General features: G+C 72.9%; 15 protein-coding genes. 1 reads left to right on the top strand and 14 read right to left on the bottom strand.

Going from position 1 to position 17,101, the window contains the following annotated elements:
* Positions 1–97 precede the first annotated feature (97 nt).
* The 12 genes from AC0IY0_RS27505 to AC0IY0_RS27450 all read right to left on the bottom strand — a co-directional run bounded on the left by AC0IY0_RS27505 (position 98) and on the right by AC0IY0_RS27450 (position 10,971).
* A complete protein-coding gene (locus AC0IY0_RS27505; RefSeq protein WP_471766258.1) occupies positions 98–2,104 on the bottom strand; it encodes a heme lyase CcmF/NrfE family subunit in 2,007 nt (668 codons plus the stop codon).
* 9 nt (positions 2,105–2,113) lie between these two features.
* Entirely contained in the window at positions 2,114–2,629 is a 516-nt protein-coding gene (ccmE, locus tag AC0IY0_RS27500) for a cytochrome c maturation protein CcmE (protein ID WP_461229973.1), read from the bottom strand.
* A gap of 157 nt (positions 2,630–2,786) precedes the next feature.
* A complete protein-coding gene (gene ccmI, locus AC0IY0_RS27495) occupies positions 2,787–4,286 on the bottom strand; it encodes a c-type cytochrome biogenesis protein CcmI (RefSeq protein ID WP_147940199.1) in 1,500 nt (499 codons plus the stop codon).
* A 402-nt stretch (positions 4,287–4,688) separates the two neighbouring features.
* A complete protein-coding gene (locus AC0IY0_RS27490; RefSeq protein WP_471766257.1) occupies positions 4,689–5,342 on the bottom strand; it encodes a hypothetical protein in 654 nt (217 codons plus the stop codon).
* A complete protein-coding gene (locus tag AC0IY0_RS27485) occupies positions 5,311–6,729 on the bottom strand; it encodes a sensor histidine kinase (RefSeq protein WP_471766256.1) in 1,419 nt (472 codons plus the stop codon). Before AC0IY0_RS27485 ends, AC0IY0_RS27490 begins: the two co-directional genes overlap by 32 nt.
* 14 nt (positions 6,730–6,743) lie before the next feature.
* The gene (locus tag AC0IY0_RS27480; RefSeq protein ID WP_471766255.1) at positions 6,744–7,907 is read right to left on the bottom strand and encodes a PrpF domain-containing protein; all 1,164 of its coding nucleotides are present in this window, start codon (positions 7,905–7,907) and stop codon (positions 6,744–6,746) included.
* Positions 7,904–8,581, bottom strand: coding sequence for a response regulator transcription factor (locus AC0IY0_RS27475; RefSeq protein ID WP_007565778.1), 678 nt, complete (start codon positions 8,579–8,581; stop codon positions 7,904–7,906). The genes AC0IY0_RS27480 and AC0IY0_RS27475 overlap by 4 nt, the downstream gene beginning before the upstream one ends.
* A 35-nt stretch (positions 8,582–8,616) precedes the next feature.
* Positions 8,617–8,988 carry a PepSY domain-containing protein gene (locus AC0IY0_RS27470; RefSeq protein WP_147908029.1) on the bottom strand — a complete coding sequence of 124 codons (372 nt, stop codon included), beginning with the start codon at positions 8,986–8,988 and terminating at the stop codon, positions 8,617–8,619.
* A gap of 248 nt (positions 8,989–9,236) precedes the next feature.
* Positions 9,237–9,440, bottom strand: coding sequence for a hypothetical protein (locus tag AC0IY0_RS27465; RefSeq protein ID WP_147908030.1), 204 nt, complete (start codon positions 9,438–9,440; stop codon positions 9,237–9,239).
* On the bottom strand, positions 9,437–9,757 hold the full coding sequence (locus AC0IY0_RS27460) for a hypothetical protein (protein WP_471766254.1): 321 nt from the start codon (positions 9,755–9,757) through the stop codon (positions 9,437–9,439). Before AC0IY0_RS27460 ends, AC0IY0_RS27465 begins: the two co-directional genes overlap by 4 nt.
* A gap of 123 nt (positions 9,758–9,880) precedes the next feature.
* Entirely contained in the window at positions 9,881–10,423 is a 543-nt protein-coding gene (locus tag AC0IY0_RS27455) for a hypothetical protein (RefSeq protein ID WP_147908032.1), read from the bottom strand.
* Positions 10,420–10,971 (bottom strand): phage tail tip lysozyme, encoded by a 552-nt coding sequence (locus AC0IY0_RS27450; RefSeq protein ID WP_471766253.1) that lies wholly within the window; start codon positions 10,969–10,971, stop codon positions 10,420–10,422. Before AC0IY0_RS27450 ends, AC0IY0_RS27455 begins: the two co-directional genes overlap by 4 nt.
* A gap of 94 nt (positions 10,972–11,065) precedes the next feature.
* Here AC0IY0_RS27450 and AC0IY0_RS27445 point away from each other — a divergent pair, with 94 nt between their 5' ends.
* A complete protein-coding gene (locus AC0IY0_RS27445) occupies positions 11,066–11,629 on the top strand; it encodes a GDSL-type esterase/lipase family protein (RefSeq protein WP_471766252.1) in 564 nt (187 codons plus the stop codon).
* Between the two features lie 156 nt (positions 11,630–11,785).
* Here AC0IY0_RS27445 and AC0IY0_RS27440 read toward each other — a convergent pair whose 3' ends face one another.
* The gene (locus tag AC0IY0_RS27440; RefSeq protein ID WP_471766251.1) at positions 11,786–13,042 is read right to left on the bottom strand and encodes a DUF2793 domain-containing protein; all 1,257 of its coding nucleotides are present in this window, start codon (positions 13,040–13,042) and stop codon (positions 11,786–11,788) included.
* Between the two features lie 157 nt (positions 13,043–13,199).
* Positions 13,200–17,096, bottom strand: a complete 3,897-nt coding sequence (locus tag AC0IY0_RS27435) for a baseplate multidomain protein megatron (RefSeq protein ID WP_471766250.1) — start codon at positions 17,094–17,096, stop codon at positions 13,200–13,202.
* Between the last annotated feature and the right edge of the window lie 5 nt (positions 17,097–17,101).

Genomic DNA, 17,101 nt, shown 5'->3' with positions numbered 1-17,101 from the left:
CTCTCCCGACCCGGCCTGACGGCCGGCCCACCCTCCCCCGCAGAGGGGGGAGGGACTGCGCGGCGGCCGATGGCGCCCAAGGTCATGTCCCGACCCATCACTCCGCCGGGACCGCGGCAACGTGGGGCATCGCCCGCGCCCGCGCCTTGGCCGGCACGCCGACGCGCATCCGGCGGTCGGTGAGGGACAGCCCGCCGCCCAAGGCCATCACGACCGCGCCGAGCCAGATCATCAGCACCAGCGGCTTGTAGTAGAGGCGCAGGCCGACGCCGCCATCCTGGCCGATCTCGCCGAGGCTGGCGTAGACCTGACTCGCCCCGATGGTCAGCAGGCCGGATTCCGTCACCGACATCTTGCGGCTCGGGTAGAAGCGCTTGCCGGTCTCGACCCGGCCGACCTCGTCGCCCGAGCGGGTCCGGATCGTCAGGAAGGCCGCGGCCTCCTCGTAGTTCGGGCCGGCCCGGGGCGCAAGCCGGTCGAGGGTCGCCGTGTAGGGGCCGGCCGACAGGGTCTGGCCGGGCTTGAGCGTCGCCAGCCCTTCGGTGGCCCACCCTTGCGCGGCGATGCCGATCACAACCACGCCGACGCCGGCATGGGCGAGCGCCGTGCCCCAGGCCGAGCGCGGCAGGCCGATGGCTCGGCGCCCGATCTGGCCGAGGTCGCGCGTCCGGCTGGAGCCAAAGCCCCGGGCCCGGGAGACGATCTCCAGCGCCGAGCCGATCAGCAGGTAGGCGCCGAGCCCGATCCCGACCGGCGCCATCACGGGGCCGCCCCAGGTGAAAGCCAGGACCGCGAAGCCGACCACCAGGGCGACGGCGAGCGCCGCGAACAGGCGCTGCGAGGCTGCGAGCACGTCCCCGCGCTTCCAGGCGAGCGCCTGGCCGAAGGGCACGATCAGCAGGAGCGGAATCGCCAGGGGGATGAAGGTGGCGTTGAAGAAGGGCGGCCCGACCGTGATCTTCTCCCCGGTCAGCATCTCCAACAGGAGCGGATAGAGCGTCCCCACCAGCACCGTGGCGCAGGCGGCCACCAGGAACAGGTTGTTGAGGACGAGCGCCCCCTCCCGGGAGATCGGCGCGAACAGGCCGCCCTGTCGCAGCAGCGGCGCCCGCCACGCAAACAGCGTCAGCGAGCCGCCGATGAACAGGATCAGGATCGCCAGGATGAAGACGCCGCGGGTCGGGTCGGTGGCGAAGGAATGCACCGAGGTGATCACCCCGGAGCGGACCAGGAAGGTGCCGATCAGCGACAGCGAGAAGGTCAGGATGGCGAGCAGCACCGTCCAGACCTTCAGGGTGTCGCGCTTCTCCATCACCACGGTGGAGTGCAGCAGCGCCGTGCCGGCGATCCAGGGCATCAGGGAGGCGTTCTCCACCGGATCCCAGAACCACCAGCCGCCCCAGCCGAGCTCGTAATAGGCCCAGTAGGAGCCCATCGCGATGCCGAGCGTCAGGAACGACCAGGCTGCGAGCGTCCAGGGCCGCACGGCCCGCGCCCAGACCGCATCGATCCGCCCGTCGATCAGGGCGGCGACCGCGAAGGCGAAGCTGATCGAGAAACCGACATAGCCGACGTAGAGGAGCGGCGGGTGGATCGCCAACCCGACATCCTGCAGCAGCGGATTGAGGTCGTTGCCCTCGAGCGGCGCCGGGACCACGCGGCTGAACGGGTTCGAGGTCGTGATGATGAACAGCACGAACACGAAGGTGATCAGGCCCTGCACGCCGAGCGTGTTGGCCCGCAAGCGCGGCGGCACGGAATTCTTGGCCACGGCCACGCAGGCGCCGAACAGGGTCAGGATCAGGACCCAGAGGAGCATCGAGCCCTCGTGGTTCCCCCAGACGCCGGAAAACTTGTAGATCAGCGGCTTCTGCGTGTGCGAGTTCTCGACGACGTTCTGGACCGAGAAGTCCGAGGTGACGTGCGCCCAGGTCAGGGCCGCGAAGGCGAACAGCACGCACGCGAAGGCGCCCAGGGCCGCCTGCGAGGCGGCCTGGCGCAGGGCCGGGTCGCCCGAGCGCGCCGCCCAGACCGGCATCACCATCTGGACAAGGGAGATCGCCAGCGCGAGCGCGAGCGCGAAATGGCCGGTCTCGACGATCATCCGGTTTCCTTACCGCTCACTGCGGGGGCCGAGGGTCCCGCCGTTCGAGGCGGTGACGGGCTTCGGTGCGACCTTGGCGCCGCCCTTCTCGCCCCCCTCCTGCCAGCGCCCCTGTGCCTTCAGGGCGTCGGCGACCTCCCGGGGCATGTACGATTCGTCGTGCTTGGCCAGCACCGTGTCGGCCCGGAACCGGCCGCCCGGCTCCAGCATACCCTCGGCCACCACGCCTTGCCCCTCGCGGAACAGGTCGGGCAGCAGGCCCTTGTACTGGACCTCGACGGTGGCGTTGGTGTCGGTCACGGCGAAATCCACCGTCTGGTCGGGCCCGCGCCGGAGCGAGCCGTCCTTCACCAGGCCGCCGAGCCGCATCCGGGTCCCGGGGGCGATGCCCTGCTGGGCGATGTCGGTGGGCGAGCGGAAGAACACGATCGAGCCGCTCATGGCGAACAGGATCAGCCCCACGGCTAGCGCGAGCACGCTGCCGCAGGCAGTGATCAGGATCAGGCGGCGGCTCTTGCGCGTCACGATTCTTCCACCCCGGGATCCGACGGGCTTTGGCCCGAGCAGACCTAAACCGTTCTCATTCCAGACTTGAGGGTGTCGGCCCGGCGGCCGCGCCGGTCAAGGGCGTCGGGCAGGACCGATTGTCGTACGAACAGCCGCGTGGCGCCCCTCGGCGCCGTCAGGGATTGGATTTGGCGGTCAGATCGAGTTCCCGGGCGAGCCCGTCGAGCCGGCTCACCGCATCCGCGTTGGTGGCGAGCGCCATCCGGGCGCGGTCGAGGGCCTTGATCGCCTGATCGCGGTCGCCGAGTGCGCTGTAGGAGCGCACGAGCCGCAGCCACTCGTCGGGTGTGCCGCCCCGGGCCGCGAGACGCCGGTCGAGCCCGTCGACCATGCCGCGGATCGCGGCGTCGCGCTCGGCCGGCGACAGCGCCTGCATGGCGGCAGCCGCCGATTCGGCATCGGACCGCGGGGCGGGTCCGGCCATGGAACCGGTCATGGAACCGGAGGCCGCCGGAGCCGCCGGCTTGGTGGGATCGAGGCCGAGGATGCGGGCGCCCTCCTCCACCTGGGCGAGCCCCTGCGGATTGCCGGCCAGAGCCACCCGGGCACGGGCCAGGGCATCGATCGCCTGGTCACGCTCGCCGAGCACCGCCCGGGAGCGGGTGAGCCGCAGCCATTCGTCCGGCGTGCCGCCGCCCGCCTTCAGCCGGGCGTCGAGCCCGTCGACCATGCCGCGGATCGCCGCCTGCTGCTCGGCCGGGATCTTCGGGGGCGCCGCAGGCGCGGCCGCCGGCGCCGCCTCGCCCTTGAGCCGGGCCAGGTTCTGCCGGACCAGCCCGAGCCAGGGCGCGTCGGCGGGGCTGGCGGCCTCCAGGGCGGAGAGCTGGCGGATCGCCTCGGCGGTATCGCCGGCCTGCTCGGCTGCGCGCGCGAGATAGAAGCGGGGCTTCGGCGCGTTCTGGTCCCTGGCCTGGGCCTTCTCGAACAGGGCCTTGGCCTCGGGGGTGACGGTCCCCTCCCCGGCAGCCGCCAGGGCCTCGCCCCAATCGGACAGGACGTCGGCGGTCTCGCCCTTCAGCCGGGCGATGTTGGCGAAGGCGCGGGCCGCGTCGTCGAACCGGCCGGTCCGCATGTAGACCGGGGCGAGCACGGCCCAGCCCCGGGCGTCGTTCGGGTCGCGGGCGAGACGGGCCTCGATCTGGCCGACCGCCTTCATCAGGTCCTCGGTGCCGCCGCGGGCGGCCTGCCGGTCGGCGTCGGTCTGCGCCGGCAGTTCCGGCGAACCGTAGAGCCCGTAGGCGATCAGCGCGACCAGCGGAATCGTGGACAGCGCGAAGGCGGAGGCCGCCCGGCGCCGGCGCAGCCGCGGCTCGGCGGGACGCGCGGCCTCGTCCGCGCCGGCATCCTCGGCGTCGCGCCGCGCATCGCGGCTGGCCCGCAGGAGCCGCCGGGCAGCCTCGGCGCGGGCGGTCTCGGCCTCGTCCGGGGCGATCAGGCCGCGGTCCAGATCGCGGTCGATCTCGGCGATCTGGTCCTCGTAGAACGCGGTCTCGGTATCGACGCTGGAAATGCCGCCCTCGCCCACCGGAACGGCCGTGCGCCGCGACATCGGCCAGAGCAGGCCGAGCACGGCCGCAGCGGTCATGCCCGCCAGGATGAACCAGATCGCCGTCATCAAAACTCGGAAACTCTGCCGTGGTCCAGTCGGGGAATGCGTAACGCAAGAGTCCGCTTGATGGACGAACCTCTTCGCCGCTGACATCTGTCGGCGCGGACCTTCGCTTGCGGGGCCGGTTCCGCAAAAGCAATAAAAAACCCCGCTCGTGCGGGGTCGACGAACACAAAGTCCGTGAACATCGCCGCGATCAGGGGCGCTTGCCGGTGCCTGGCCGCCGATCCGTCCGAAGGCGCTCAAGCTGCTTCAGCGCCCGGTCGCGGTCACGCGCCGTCGTCCCAGCGTCTCGGGAACGAACGCCGTCGAAGACACGATCGCTGACGTAGAGATCGTCGCCGCGCGGATCCCGCAGGCCGATAGCCATGGCATTCTCCTGGACGACCAGTATCCTCCACACCGGCTTCAGCCTGTCAACGCGCGGCTGAGAATCCAAAACCTTCGGTCCCAAGGATCAGATCCCGTCTCGATGACGGCATATCCTTCGTCTTCCAGCGTCCGCGTCAGGAAGAGATCCTTCCGGAGCGCTTTCTCCGGCGGGTATCGGGACTTTGTGACGCGGTAGATCAGCCATGGCCGCACATGTGCAACGAGCGCTCTCAAGCTCGCGGCGACGATTGGTATGACGAAGGGCCGGCACGCGTCCGGCAGGTACGGTCGCGCGTACGTCCTGTCCTGCGTCTCGTAGGTGGGCGTGTCGTCGGCGAGGCTGACGACCAGGATCGTGAAGGAGAATTCGTGAAACCGTGTGAGCTTGCGGCGCCACAGGACCGCTTGCGTGTCTGTCAGACGGGACTCCACCTGGACCAGCCTGTCAGTCACAGCGCAATAGGCCACCGGCACGAGAACGACGTGGGACGCGGCGTCCTCAGCTTCGACGCTCAATAAGGCCGGCACCCCGGAGATCACGGACACGAACGCCAAGATCTGATTCCGCAGCGGGACCGGCGAGGCAACCTTTGCAGCGATGACACTGCGGATGAGCGGCAGCGTCAACACACCGCCCGTCGCCGCCACGCACGCACCATCAATGGTTGGCCGGCCCGACCGGCGCGTCACCCGGCACCTCCAACACCGCCCGCAGGCCGCCGAGGGCCGCCTGCTCCAGGGTGAAGCGTCCCCGGTACAGGGCGGCCAGATCCGCCACGATGGACAGGCCGAGGCCCGAGCCGGGCTTCGACTCGTCGAGGCGCCGGCCCCGGCCGAGCACGGCCTGGCGCGCCTCCGTGGGCAGCCCGGGGCCGTCATCCTCGATGGCGATCAGAAGATGGGGATAATCGTTCCGGGCCACCGCCTCGGCCCGGATCGCGACCTGGCCGTGGGCCCATTTCGAGGCGTTGTCGACGAGGTTGCCGACCATCTCCTCGAAATCCTGGCGCTCGCCCCGGAAGCGCAGGCCCGGGGGCACGTGGACGTCGTAGGCGATGTCCTTGTCTCGGTAGATCTTCCCGAAGGTCCGCACGAGGCCGGCCAGCGCGGGCTCGACCTCCGTGGAGGTGCCGAGCGTGCCGGCCAAAGCGGCGGCACGGGCCCGGTCGAGGTGATAGTTCACCTGGTCGCGCATCACGGCGGCCTGCTCGCGGATCTTCTGCGACAGCTCCTCGGGGGCGTCCGAGGCGCCGACCTCGTTGACGATGATCGAGAGCGGCGTCTTCAGCGCGTGGGCGAGGTTGCCGACCTGGGTGCGGGCGCGCTCCAGGATCTCGCGGTTGGTCTCGATCAGGAGGTTCACCTCGCCGGTGAGCGGGGCGATGTCGCGCGGGTAGGTACCGGTGATGCGGTCGGCCTCGCCGCGGCGGACGGCGCCGAGCGCGGCACGCATCTTCTTCAGGGGCGCCAGGCCGAACCGGATCTGAAGCAGCGTGGTGATCGCCAGCGACAGGCCGAGCAGCCCGAACGTGATCGTCAGCGAATTGCGGAATCGGTCGACGTCGTTGACGATCTCGTCCGCCGGGCCGGCGACACGCACCGTGTAGCGACCCTCCTCGCCGAGATCGACGTCGCGCTCCATGATCCGCAGCAGGCGGCCGTCCTGGCCCTTGCCGTAGCCCTGGCGGATCTGCCCGACCCCGACCTTGCCGTCGGCATCGGTGGCGGGCCCCAGCGGCACGCCGACGAGCGAGCGCGAGGTGCGCAGGTCCCGGGGCTTCGCGTCCGGCTTGCCGACCTGCCAGTACCAGCCGGACAGGGGCAGATCGAAGCGCGGATCGCCGAGCGAGAAGGTCCGGCTCTCGGGATCGTTGGGCGAGACCAAGTCGGTGGCGAGGTTGTTGGTGAAGACCAGGAGCCGGCTGTCGAAGGCGCGCTCGGTGGTCTCCCGGTAGAGGGTCGTGAGGATCCAGGCCGCGATCAGCAGGATCGCCGAGCTCGACAGGAACGCCGACACGGCCAGCCGCACCGCGATCGAACGGCGGCGCAGGGAGAAGAGGCCGATCAGGGTTTTCATCGGGACAACCGCACTCACACCGGCGTCACCGCATCGTAATACACCGCGCCCCGCATCAGCGGCCGCGCGGTGCGGAAGAACGAGCCGCGCTCCGCACGCCAACCGTCCGCATCCCGCGAAACGGTGGCGTCGGCAGTGAGGATGCCCGACGGCATGCCGACGCGCAGGGCGCCATCCCCGGTGGCGCGCGCGGCCTCGTGGACCAGGCTGCCCTCGATCCGGGCGGCCACCGCGAGGCACAGGGTGGCGGTGAGCGGCAGGGCCTGGTGCGGCACCCCGTTCGAGATCACCCGGGCGGTCAGGTCGATATCGTCGGCGTTGATCGCCGCCCCGGACAGGCTGGACGCATCCAGCGGCGACGCGACCAGGCCCACGAACGGCACGTGGACGATCCGGGCTGCGGCGTCGAGATCCGGCGCGATGCCCATCGCCACCGAGGCGGCCAGGCGGATCCGCGCCAGCCGGTCGAGGAGGCCGGGCACGGCTTCCAGCGCGGCGGGCAATTCGCGGCCGGCGAGCCCGAGATCGGCCGCACGGACGAACACGCAGGCGTTGGCCGCGTCCACCAGCGAGACCTCGACCCGGCCGAGGCCCGGCACGTCGAGCGGCTGCCGGACCGAGCCGGTCGGGAGCAGCCGCCCGGTGGTTGCGCCGCCCGGATCGACGAAATCGAGGCGGATCGGCGCGCCCGTGCCGGTGACGCCGGGGATTGCAAGGTCGCCGCGGTAGACGGTCCGCCCGTCCCGGACCGCGAAGCCGGCCTCGATCCGCTTGGCGGTGTTGGTGTTGTAGATCCGTAACCGCACCGGGCCGTCGGCGGGCTGCACGAGGCCCTCGTCCACCGCGAAGGGGCCCACCGCAGAGAGCATGTTGCCGCAATTGCCAGACAGGTCGATCCGCCCGTCGCGGACCACCACCTGCACGAAGGTGTAGTCGATGTCGGCATCCGGCCGGCGCGACGGCTCAACGACGCAGATCTTCGAGACCGAGGAGACGCCCCCGCCCATGCCGTTGAGCTGGCGGCCGAACGGGTCGGGGCTGTCCATCGCGGACAGGAAGGCCGGCTCCCAGGCGGCGAGGTCGCCCGGCACGTCCCGGCGATGCAGCATCAGCGCCTTGCTGGTGCCGCCGCGCATGAACACGGCCGGCAGCGTGCCGGGCGCCGGCACCGCGGTCACACCCGCGCCGGCGGCTGGTTCGGATCCACCAGGTAGCCCAGCCCGCGCACGGTCTGGATCAGGTCCACGGCGAGCTTCTTGCGCAGCCGCCCGACGAACACCTCGATGGTGTTCGAATCCCGGTCGAAATCCTGGTCGTAGAGATGCTCGGTCAGCTCGGCCCGGGAGACCACCCGGCCGGTATGATGCATCAGGTACGAGAGCAGCCGGTATTCGTGGCTGGTAAGCTTCACCTGGGCGCCGTCCACGAACACCTTGCCGGAGCGGGTATCGAGGGTGACCGGCCCGCAGGCGATCTGGCTGGAGGCGTGGCCCGCCGCCCGGCGCAGGAGGGCCCGGACCCGGGCCATCAGCTCCTCCATGTGGAACGGCTTGGTCACGTAGTCGTCGGCGCCGGCATCGAAGCCGTCGACCTTGTCGGACCAGCGGTCCCGGGCGGTAAGGATGATCACCGGGGTCTTCACCCCGGCCCGGCGCCACTTCTGCAGCACCGAGACGCCGTCGGCCTTGGGCAGGCCCATGTCGAGGATGATCGCGTCGTAGGGCTCGCTCTCCCCGAGATAGCCGCCCTCCTCGCCGTCATAGGCCTTGTCGGCGACGTAGCCGGCCTCCTCCAGCGCCGCGACCACCTGCCGGTTGATGTCCCGGTCATCCTCCACGACGAGCAGTCGCACGGCTCACTCCATTCCACTGCGGGTGTGAAGCCCGGTCAGTATTGGCCCGCGACCTTGCCGGTGCGGGCATCCACGATCACGTGCACGAAATGCCCGTCCCGGCGCAAGGCGGTCAGCATGTAGACGAGGCCGTCGGCGTGACGACAGAGGCTCGCGCGCTGGATCTCGGCCCGGGGGATCACCGTGCGGGCCGCCCGGATCGCCGCCACCGGGGCGATCACCCGCCGCTCGCCGACCTCCTCGCGCATGTCGGCCGGCGACAGGCAGGACTCGATCCGCAGGGGCGTCGGGTCCGCCACCTGGGACGTCTGCGAGGCCGGTCCGTCATCGGCCATGGAGCCGAGGCCGCTGGCGGCGAGGGCCGCGGCGGTCAGGCTGATGGCAACGAGGGCGATGGCGTAGCGCATTGCCAGGAGATTTGCGCCGAGGGCACTGAATGCGCCCTGAATACGTAGCTGTAGCGGCCCCGACGCGAGTTCTGACTGGCGCCTGCAACGGTAAGATGTGAGCTGTTTCGTTGTGGATGCCATCGTGCCGGCACTACGGCCGACGGGCTTTTCGGGTTCCACCGCCGAGGTCGCGCCGCACAGGCGATTGCGCACGCCGCGGTGCCCGATCCGGCGCCCTCGCCGCCGGAGTGGTGACCGGTTCGGCGTCAGCGCGCGCTTCGAACCGAGGATTGAGAGCCGTCCCGGCATACCGCCGGCACCGACGCGGCAGCCTGCGCGGCCAGGGCGGCGTCGATCGGCCAGGGCCGGGCCCCGAGCCGCGCACCCAGCTGGAGTGTGACGGCGATCACCGCCGCCCCCGACAGGGTCAGCCAGACGCGGTCGAGGATCCGGTCCCGGTGTAAGCTCATCGCGAACCTCCCGTGATCAGCGACCAGAACGCCCGAAGGGCCGGCATGCGCTCGACCAGCCAAGCGATCTGGTCCGAGAACCAGTGCGCGGCCGCCGCCGTGGTGACGAAGGTGAACAGGGCCGCATGCTTGAGGCGTCGGACGTAGCGGCGCAGCACCCGCCGCTCGACTTGCGCGTCCACGAGTTCGTCGAGGACCGCCAGGCGCGGCGCGGTCTGGCGGGCGACGTAGGCCTGCCAGAACGGCGGGAACCGGATCGTCCGCGCCCGACCACCGGGACCGGGCGCGTCCTCGGGGGAATGGTGGCCCGCGTTCATGGCTTCCTCCCCGGAACCTCTCCGGCCCCGCACGATGCCGCGCGCGGGCCACGTCATGTCCCCGCCCCATCCGGGACAGGGGTCCGACCCGCGTGCGGAGACGTGTGAGGTCGGAGAACGCCGTCAGGCCCGATGCACCGCGTCCCCCTCCCTCAGCGCCCGCAGCGCCGGCGCCAGGACGTTGCCGGCGCTGGCCTGCGGGTCGAGCGGCAGGGCCCGGAAGATCCGGGCGGCGACGCCCTCGGCACCGCCCGCGCTCCGGACGACATGGGCCGGCGCAGTCGCCACGACGTGCCGGACGCCGGCCGCCACCACCGCGGAGCCGAGATCGACGCTCACGGTCCGGCCCCTTGCGGCACCGGCCACCGCGTTCTGTCCGTACGCGGCCCCGGCCCGGATCGCGGCCTCGACCCGCTCCCGGGTCAGGAGCGAGGCCGCCCAGGGCGCGACCCGGGCGATCCCGGCCGTGACGGCCGCCGCGGCGATCGGCACCAGCACGGCAGAGACCGGCTGCAGCAGCCCGACCAGCCAGTCGCCCCAGGGAATCGCCACGCCGCCCGCCTGGGCAGAGGCCAGAGCCGGGGCGACCAGGGCCGAGGTGAGCAGGGCGACAAACGGGATCGCGGCGCCGGCCAGCGCCAGCCCGGCCGGGAAGAGGTGCGTCATGATCGATCTCCGGAGTTGAGCGCGCGGCGGACCCGGCCGGCTCGGGATTCGGGTTTGCGCGGCGAGACGGCGCCCGCGCGCAGGGCCGAGAGCGCCCGGCGGGCCCAGGCCAGCCGGCTCGCCAGCGCAATCACGCCTGGCCGCTCGAAGTGCCGGCACACGCTCTCGGTGGCGGCCTCCAGGGTCGGAGCCTGCCGCAGGGCCGCGAGCGCCGCCGCCTCGGTGGTGCGCAGTTCCGTGCAGAGGTAGCCGTACTGGGCCTCGGGGTCGGCCGGATCGAGCGCGTGCGCCCGGCACCAGGCCTCCATGGCCACGCGCCGGGGGCCGGTCCATTGCGCCAGGCCCCAGCCGCCCCGGGACCCGGCCACCGCCGGGGCGACCTCCTGGAGCCGGCGGAAGCCGCCGCTCTCGTGGCCGAGATTGCCCAGCAGCCCGGCGGCCTGCAGGTCGGTGAGGCCGAGATCGCGCATCAGGCGCGGCCCCAGGCTCCGGCAGCCGGTCGCGAAGGCGTCGCCCGGCCCACGGGCCGGACCAGTGGTTGCGGACATCGGGGTTCTCCGGGCATGAATCCGCGCGATGCCGACGGGGGACGCGGACAAGGGACGCGGACAGGGGACAAGGGACAGGGGACGCTTGGGCCACGTGGGACACGGACTGGACCGGCCGCTGGTGTTCATCGGCGATTCGATCACCGCGGGCTGGGGCGAGGCCCGGGCCGAGACGTTCGCGCGGCACGGCTTCGCGGCGCGCGGCATTCCGGGGCAGACGAGCGGTGAGATCCGCGCCCGCTTTCGCCGCGACGCGGCCGGTGCCCGGGGCGTCCACCTGCTGTGCGGGGTCAACGACATCGCCGAGATCGGCGGCCCGGTCTCGGACGGGGCGATCCGCGACAACATCGCCGCCATGGCGCGGCTGGCCTTCGAGGCCGGGCTGCCGCTGTGGATCGGTACCGTGATGCCGAGCGATTTCTGGGGATGGCGCCCCGAGCTCAGGCCCGTGGCGCGCATCCACGCCCTGAACCGCTGGATCCGGGCCCATTGCGCCGCCAGCGCCGCCGCGCTCATCGACTATCACACGCCGCTCGCCACCCCGTCGGGCGCGCTGCGGCCGGACTTCACCGCGGACGGCATCCACCTCAACGGAGCGGGCTACGCGGCGATCGAACGGGCGATGCTGACGGCCCTGGCGCCGGGGGCCGACCGGTGAGGCGGGGCTGACGGACCCACGGGCCTGTCGCGACGGCGACGGCTCCGCTCTCACGCCCCACCGACGTTCCCATTCCGGCTTGCGTCGGACGCGCAGACGATGCCGAAGCGGCAGTGATGGGGGGGCTCGGCGAGAGCCACGCGTCCGGAACCGCCCTCAAGACCCCAGGGCCAGCCAATACGTCGCGCCATTCCCGGCGCCGGTCACCGCGCCGCCGGTGTCGCGGCGGTTGCGGAGCGTGAACCCGGTGGCCGACACGTCGCTGACCTGGCTGGCGTAGAGCGTCCCGGCATCCCGGGCGACCGGCTGGGCCCAGACCCCCAGGCATGCGCTCGGAAAGGCGGGGCTGAACGCGACGGAGAGATCCGCGTCCGCGCCGGTCGCAAGACCCCATTGCAGGACGAGGCCGTTGGCGAGCCGGACGTAGCCGTTCGGAGCGAGCGCCTGGGTGCCCAGCGCCAGCGGCGTCCCGTCGGCGCGCTGGTAATGGCGCACGCGCCAGCGGCCGGCACCGTCCGAAGCGGCCAAGCAGGTGTCGTCGGCGGCCGTGACGATGTCGGCCCGGGTCGGCAGGGCGAGCTGCTCGGGATCGTGGACCAGGGTCGCGGCGCCGGCGAAGCGCACGAGCCGCTCCCGGTCGGCGCCGGAGCCGAAGCGGGTGATCCGGGCCGTTCCGGTGACCAGGACCCGCCGGGTGCCGGCACCGCCGAGATCCGTGGTCGCCGCCGCGGCCAGCACGGTCTCGGTGGAGGCGAAATCGATCCCGCCCTTCGCCGCGGAAGCGGTGAGCGCGGTGGCGAAGGCGGCCCCGTCGGGCGAGACCTTCAGCGAGAAGTCGTCGCCGCCCAGAAGGCCCAGCAGGGCGCGGGCGGAATACCCGGTCTGGAAGTTCAGGGCTGCGTCCCGGGAGGCGGCCTGTTTGTTGACCGAGATCCGCATGTCGCCGGAGCCCGGCGTCGCGTCGTCCCAGGTGAGCAGGGCCGCGTCCGCCTTGACCGCGAGGCGGTTGGTGGCATCCGCCCCGGTGTTGATGCCGAGCCGGCTCACGCTCTGGATCGCGGTCAGCGTCCGGCGGAAGCTGCCCCAGGCGCTGCCGTCGAACACGTAGAGGTCGGCCTCGTCGATCAGGTAGGCGAACCAGCCGGCCCGGGGCACCGCGCCGACCCAGACGCCGTCGGCGTAGCGCACGACCTGGCCGGCGAGCCCGGCCCAGGCGCCCCCCGGGTTCGAGGCGACCACGAGGTAGCGGTCGCCGTCGGCGGGGTTCTTGGGCGGCGCGGTGAGGTCCTTGTCCAGGCAGGCGAGCTGGACCAGGGCGTCGAGGAGGCCGAGCGCCTCGTTGTGGGTGACGTGCTTCTGGGCCTGGCTCGCCGCGATCAGCGGCAGGCCGAGGCGGGGCGTGGTGTCGGACATCGGGGGCTCCTCGATCGGATACTCTGTCCGTGACCAGCGGCGCAGCCGTCGCCGGTGGATGACGCGCCCCCCGCCCCGGACGCCTGGAACGGCGGTGGACGGCGATCCGGGAAGGGGTGCTGCGGGACCGGCGCCGTCCCGCGGGGTCGGTGTCCGTTCAGGCGCTTCGGATCGGAATGCGGGCGCGGATGGCCGGGCTGGGACCTGCGACCGCGCCGATCTGCGCCACAGCGACGTCGAGGCTGGTCTGAGCAGCGCCGAAATCGGCCGCCTCGTCGGCGTAGAGGACCTGCTGCGCCTCGGCCCGGAACTGGCGCAGGGGCGTGCCGGCCCCCGTGAACACCGTGACCGCGTAAGCCTCCGGCTCGTCGAGCGGGATCTCGGCGGGGGCCCAGGCGTCGCCGTCGCGGCGCGCTCGGCGGATCCAGGAGAGCCGCACCCCCGACGCGTCCCGCCGCGCCCGCAGGTGGACCGGCCGCAGGGGGAGGAGCGAACCCAGCCCGGCCGTCGCGGCAAATTCCGAAACCGCCGGATCGCCCGGGTCGGCGGATGCCGGGCCGACCCGGTAGCGGAAGCCCCGGCCGGCCTCGTCCAGGCGCTCGACCAACGGCACCACCGCGCCGTCGTCGAGGCGCACGATCAGGCTGCCCGCCGGGGTGGAACGCCCGGCGACCGGCTCGCTGCCCGCGAGCCCGCGCAGCAGCCCGGAGAGCCGGTAGGTGTCGGGGCCGGTCAGCACCGCGTCGGCCGCGCAGAGCAGCTCGACGGAGCCGTCCGGCCCGACCAGGGCGAACAGGTTGCCGCCGGCCAGCATCGCGGCCTCGCCGATCGATCCGAGCGCCCCGCCCCGGCGCAGGGTGACGTCGAGATGGGCGCCGCGCTGCAGCCGCCAGAGCGGCCCGGCGGGCAAGTCCGAAAGGGTCCGGCCGAGGCAGGCCGGGTAATCGACCAGGCCGTGGAGGGTCAGTGGGCCGGCGCCCTCCGCCCGCCACACGGCCGCCTCCCCGGGCCAGGGCTCCGCCGCGACCGCGAGGTATTGCAGCACCGTCGGGCTGCCGCGATCCACCGGCAGGTCGAGGGCGAGCGCGAAGGGCGGCCCCGGGAAGGCCGGGGTCGCGCCAGCCGGCAAGGCCGGGTTGCGGGGCAGGCCGCGCGGAGGGCCGCCCCGGGGCGGGACGCCGCTCGCCTCGATCCGGCGGCCGGTGGGGGCGTCGTCGATCCGGTTGATCCTGCGCAGCACCGTCCCGCCCGGCACGTCGGCCGGCACCGCCAGCAGGTCGCCGGGCTCCAGCTCCAGCCGGCGCGGGCTCACCGTGAAAGCCGCGCTGTCCCGGGCCGCGATGACCCGGTCGAGCAGCGCCTCGGCGAGATCGTCGCCGGTCTCCCTGCGGGTGACGATGGCGGCCTCGATCCGGGTCTCGCGGCGCCGCTGGCCGACCGGCCGGATCGCCGCCGCCGCGGCGCGGCGGTAATCCGGACTCTCGGACTCGGTGATGCCGAGGGTGACCGAGCGCGGCAGCGCGCTCTCCTCGGCCCGGACCTGCCGCAGGACCGGCTTCGCCTCCGACAGGCGGACGAGGTCGGCCTCCGCGAGCACCACCGGCCGCTCGCGGCGGGGTCCGCGCAGGTGCAGGCGCCCCGCCACCGCCGAGACGTCGAGCCCGTAGACCTGCGCCAGGGTCTCGAGCGCGGCCCGCGCCGAGAGCGGCCGGTCGACGACGTAGCCGTCGAGGAAGGCGGCGGCCTCCACGGCGACCGGCGCGTCGAAGCCGAAATCGGCCAGGATCCTCAGGACCAGAAGGTCGAGGTCGCAGCCCTCGATCCGCCCGGTGATCCAGTGGCCGACCCGCCAGTTGGCGGTGTCGGCCCAGACCTTCTGCACCGCCGGGAAGGCCGGGAACGGCCGCGCGTCCCAGGACCAGACGAAGATCGATCCCGGATCGACCATCCGGCCGCCATAGACCGGCGAGACCGGGTTGTCGGCCTCCGAGAACCCGGCCGCCGCCGGGTCGAACCGGGCGATCACGGCCTCGAGCCCGCGCAGCTGGATCAGCTCGTCGCGCAGGGCTCGCGAGTCCGGCGGGTAGGCGCCCTCGGCGGATTTCGGGTCAGGGAAGACGTTCGGGCCGTTGGTGCCCTTGTCCACCGCCGGCACCCCGGCCTCGGTGAGCCAGATCGGCTTGGCCTTCGGCACCCAGGCGGTGGCGCGGGTCTCGACGCCGCCGTCGCGCTCGACATGCGGGTTCGACCACCAGCCGATGAGGTCCTTGGGCCGGAAGATCCAGGGTTTGCCGTAGGCGCCGTCCCGGATCGGCCGGCGGTCCTGGGCGGCGCGCCCGGCCGCGTCGGCGTAGTACCAGTCGAACGCCTCGCCGGAGGCGCCGTTCGCTTTCAGGTAGGCCCGGTCGTTGATGTCGCCCGCGACCGCGAGGTCGGCGTGGTCCGGGGCGTCGCGCCAATCGGTGACCGGCGGATACCAGTCGATCCCGACCGCGCCGATGTTGGGGTCGGCGAACAGGTCGTCCAGCGGGAAGCGGATCGTGGCGCCCCCGTCCCGGACATGGGCGCCGTACTCGGTCCAGTCCGCCCCGTAGACCAGCGTGACGCCGGGCCCGAGCCGGCCGCGCAGATCCGCGGCGAGGGACCGGAGCGCCTGGACGGCCGGGTAGCCGGCGGCACCCCGCACCCGGGTGAGGCCGACGAGTTCGCTGCCGATCACGAAGCCGGCGATCCGGATACCGGAGGCCGCCCACAGGGCCGCGAGGCCGGCATAATGCAGCACCCCCGCGCGATAGCCGCCCTCGAAGAAACCTTGGACCTGCGCCTCCGCGGCGGCGGTGCCGTCCGGGCTGCCGGGGACGCCCGGGCCCGGGTCGCAGGTGATGCGCCCGCGCCAGGGATAGGGCGGCTGGGTCGCGCCGGGCACGCGCGGGTCGGGCAGGCCGTTGCCGGCCGGCACGTCCATCATCACGAACGGGTAGAGCAGCACGTCCAGGCCGCGGGCGGCGAGGTCGGCCACCAGCCGGGTCAGCCCGGCATCCGAGGGCGTCCCACCGTAGGCGGGGGTGCCGTCCGGCAGGGTCGAGACCACCTCGGCCTTGTCACGGGTGATCCCGGCGACGGCCCAGGCCTCCGGCTTGGTGCGCTTGCCCCGGGTCTCGACCTTCGGAACGATCCGGCAGGCGCCGGCGCGCAGATCGGTGCCGAACCACGTCGCCACCACGGCGACCCGGCGCAGGTTCGGGCACAGGGCCTGAAGCGCGTCGAGGGAGGCGGTGACGTCGGTGGCGCGCTGGAGCTGGTGCCGGTTGGCCGCCTCGGTCCGGCCGAGGCCGAGATCGACGGTGACGCGGTTCGGGTCGAGGGCGAACTCGCCGGCCCCCGGGATCAGGTCGACGGCGCGGATCCGGTGGTACAGGCCGTTGACGGGGCGGACCACCTCGAAGGCGAACTGGGGCACGCGGTTGCCGAAGTCGGCGAGCGGCAGGTTCTCGAACACCACGTAGGCGAGGCCACGATAGGCCGGGGCGTTCTCGGCGCCCTCCTTGGCGACGATCAGCGGGTCCGGCGCTTGGTCCGCGCCGCCGGCATGGACCCGCAGGGTGATCCCGACCTGATCGATTTCCTTGCCGTCCGCCCAGATCCGGCGAACCAGCGCGACCTCGCCCTCGCACAGGCCGACCGCCAGGTTGGCGAAATAGGCGTAGCGGGTGTGCACGGTCTTCTGCCCGCCCGCGCCCTTGGACGCGGAGGCCGCGCGCTCCACCGTCGTGTTGGCGACCTCGCGGACGCGCGTCGCCCAGATCAGGCTGCCGCCGATCTTCGCCCGCCCGTAGACCCGGGGGATGGGATCGCCCTCCGTGGAGGACAAGCCGGCGACGTCGGCGAGCCGCGGCCCCTCGACGAAGCGCGTGTGCCGCCCGGAGCCCGACAGCATCCCGTCGAGCCCCGCCCCCGCGGCCGCCCCGAGCACGCGCCCGACCACGGATCCGATCGGCCCGCCGAGCGCGGTCCCCACCGCGGCGCCCGCCGTGGACAGGATCAGGGTGGCCATGGCGG

The organism is Methylobacterium sp. AC315 (assembly GCF_979253755.1).
The sequence above is the reverse complement of the archived record's forward strand: the minus strand, read 5'-3'. Positions and strand labels throughout refer to the sequence as shown.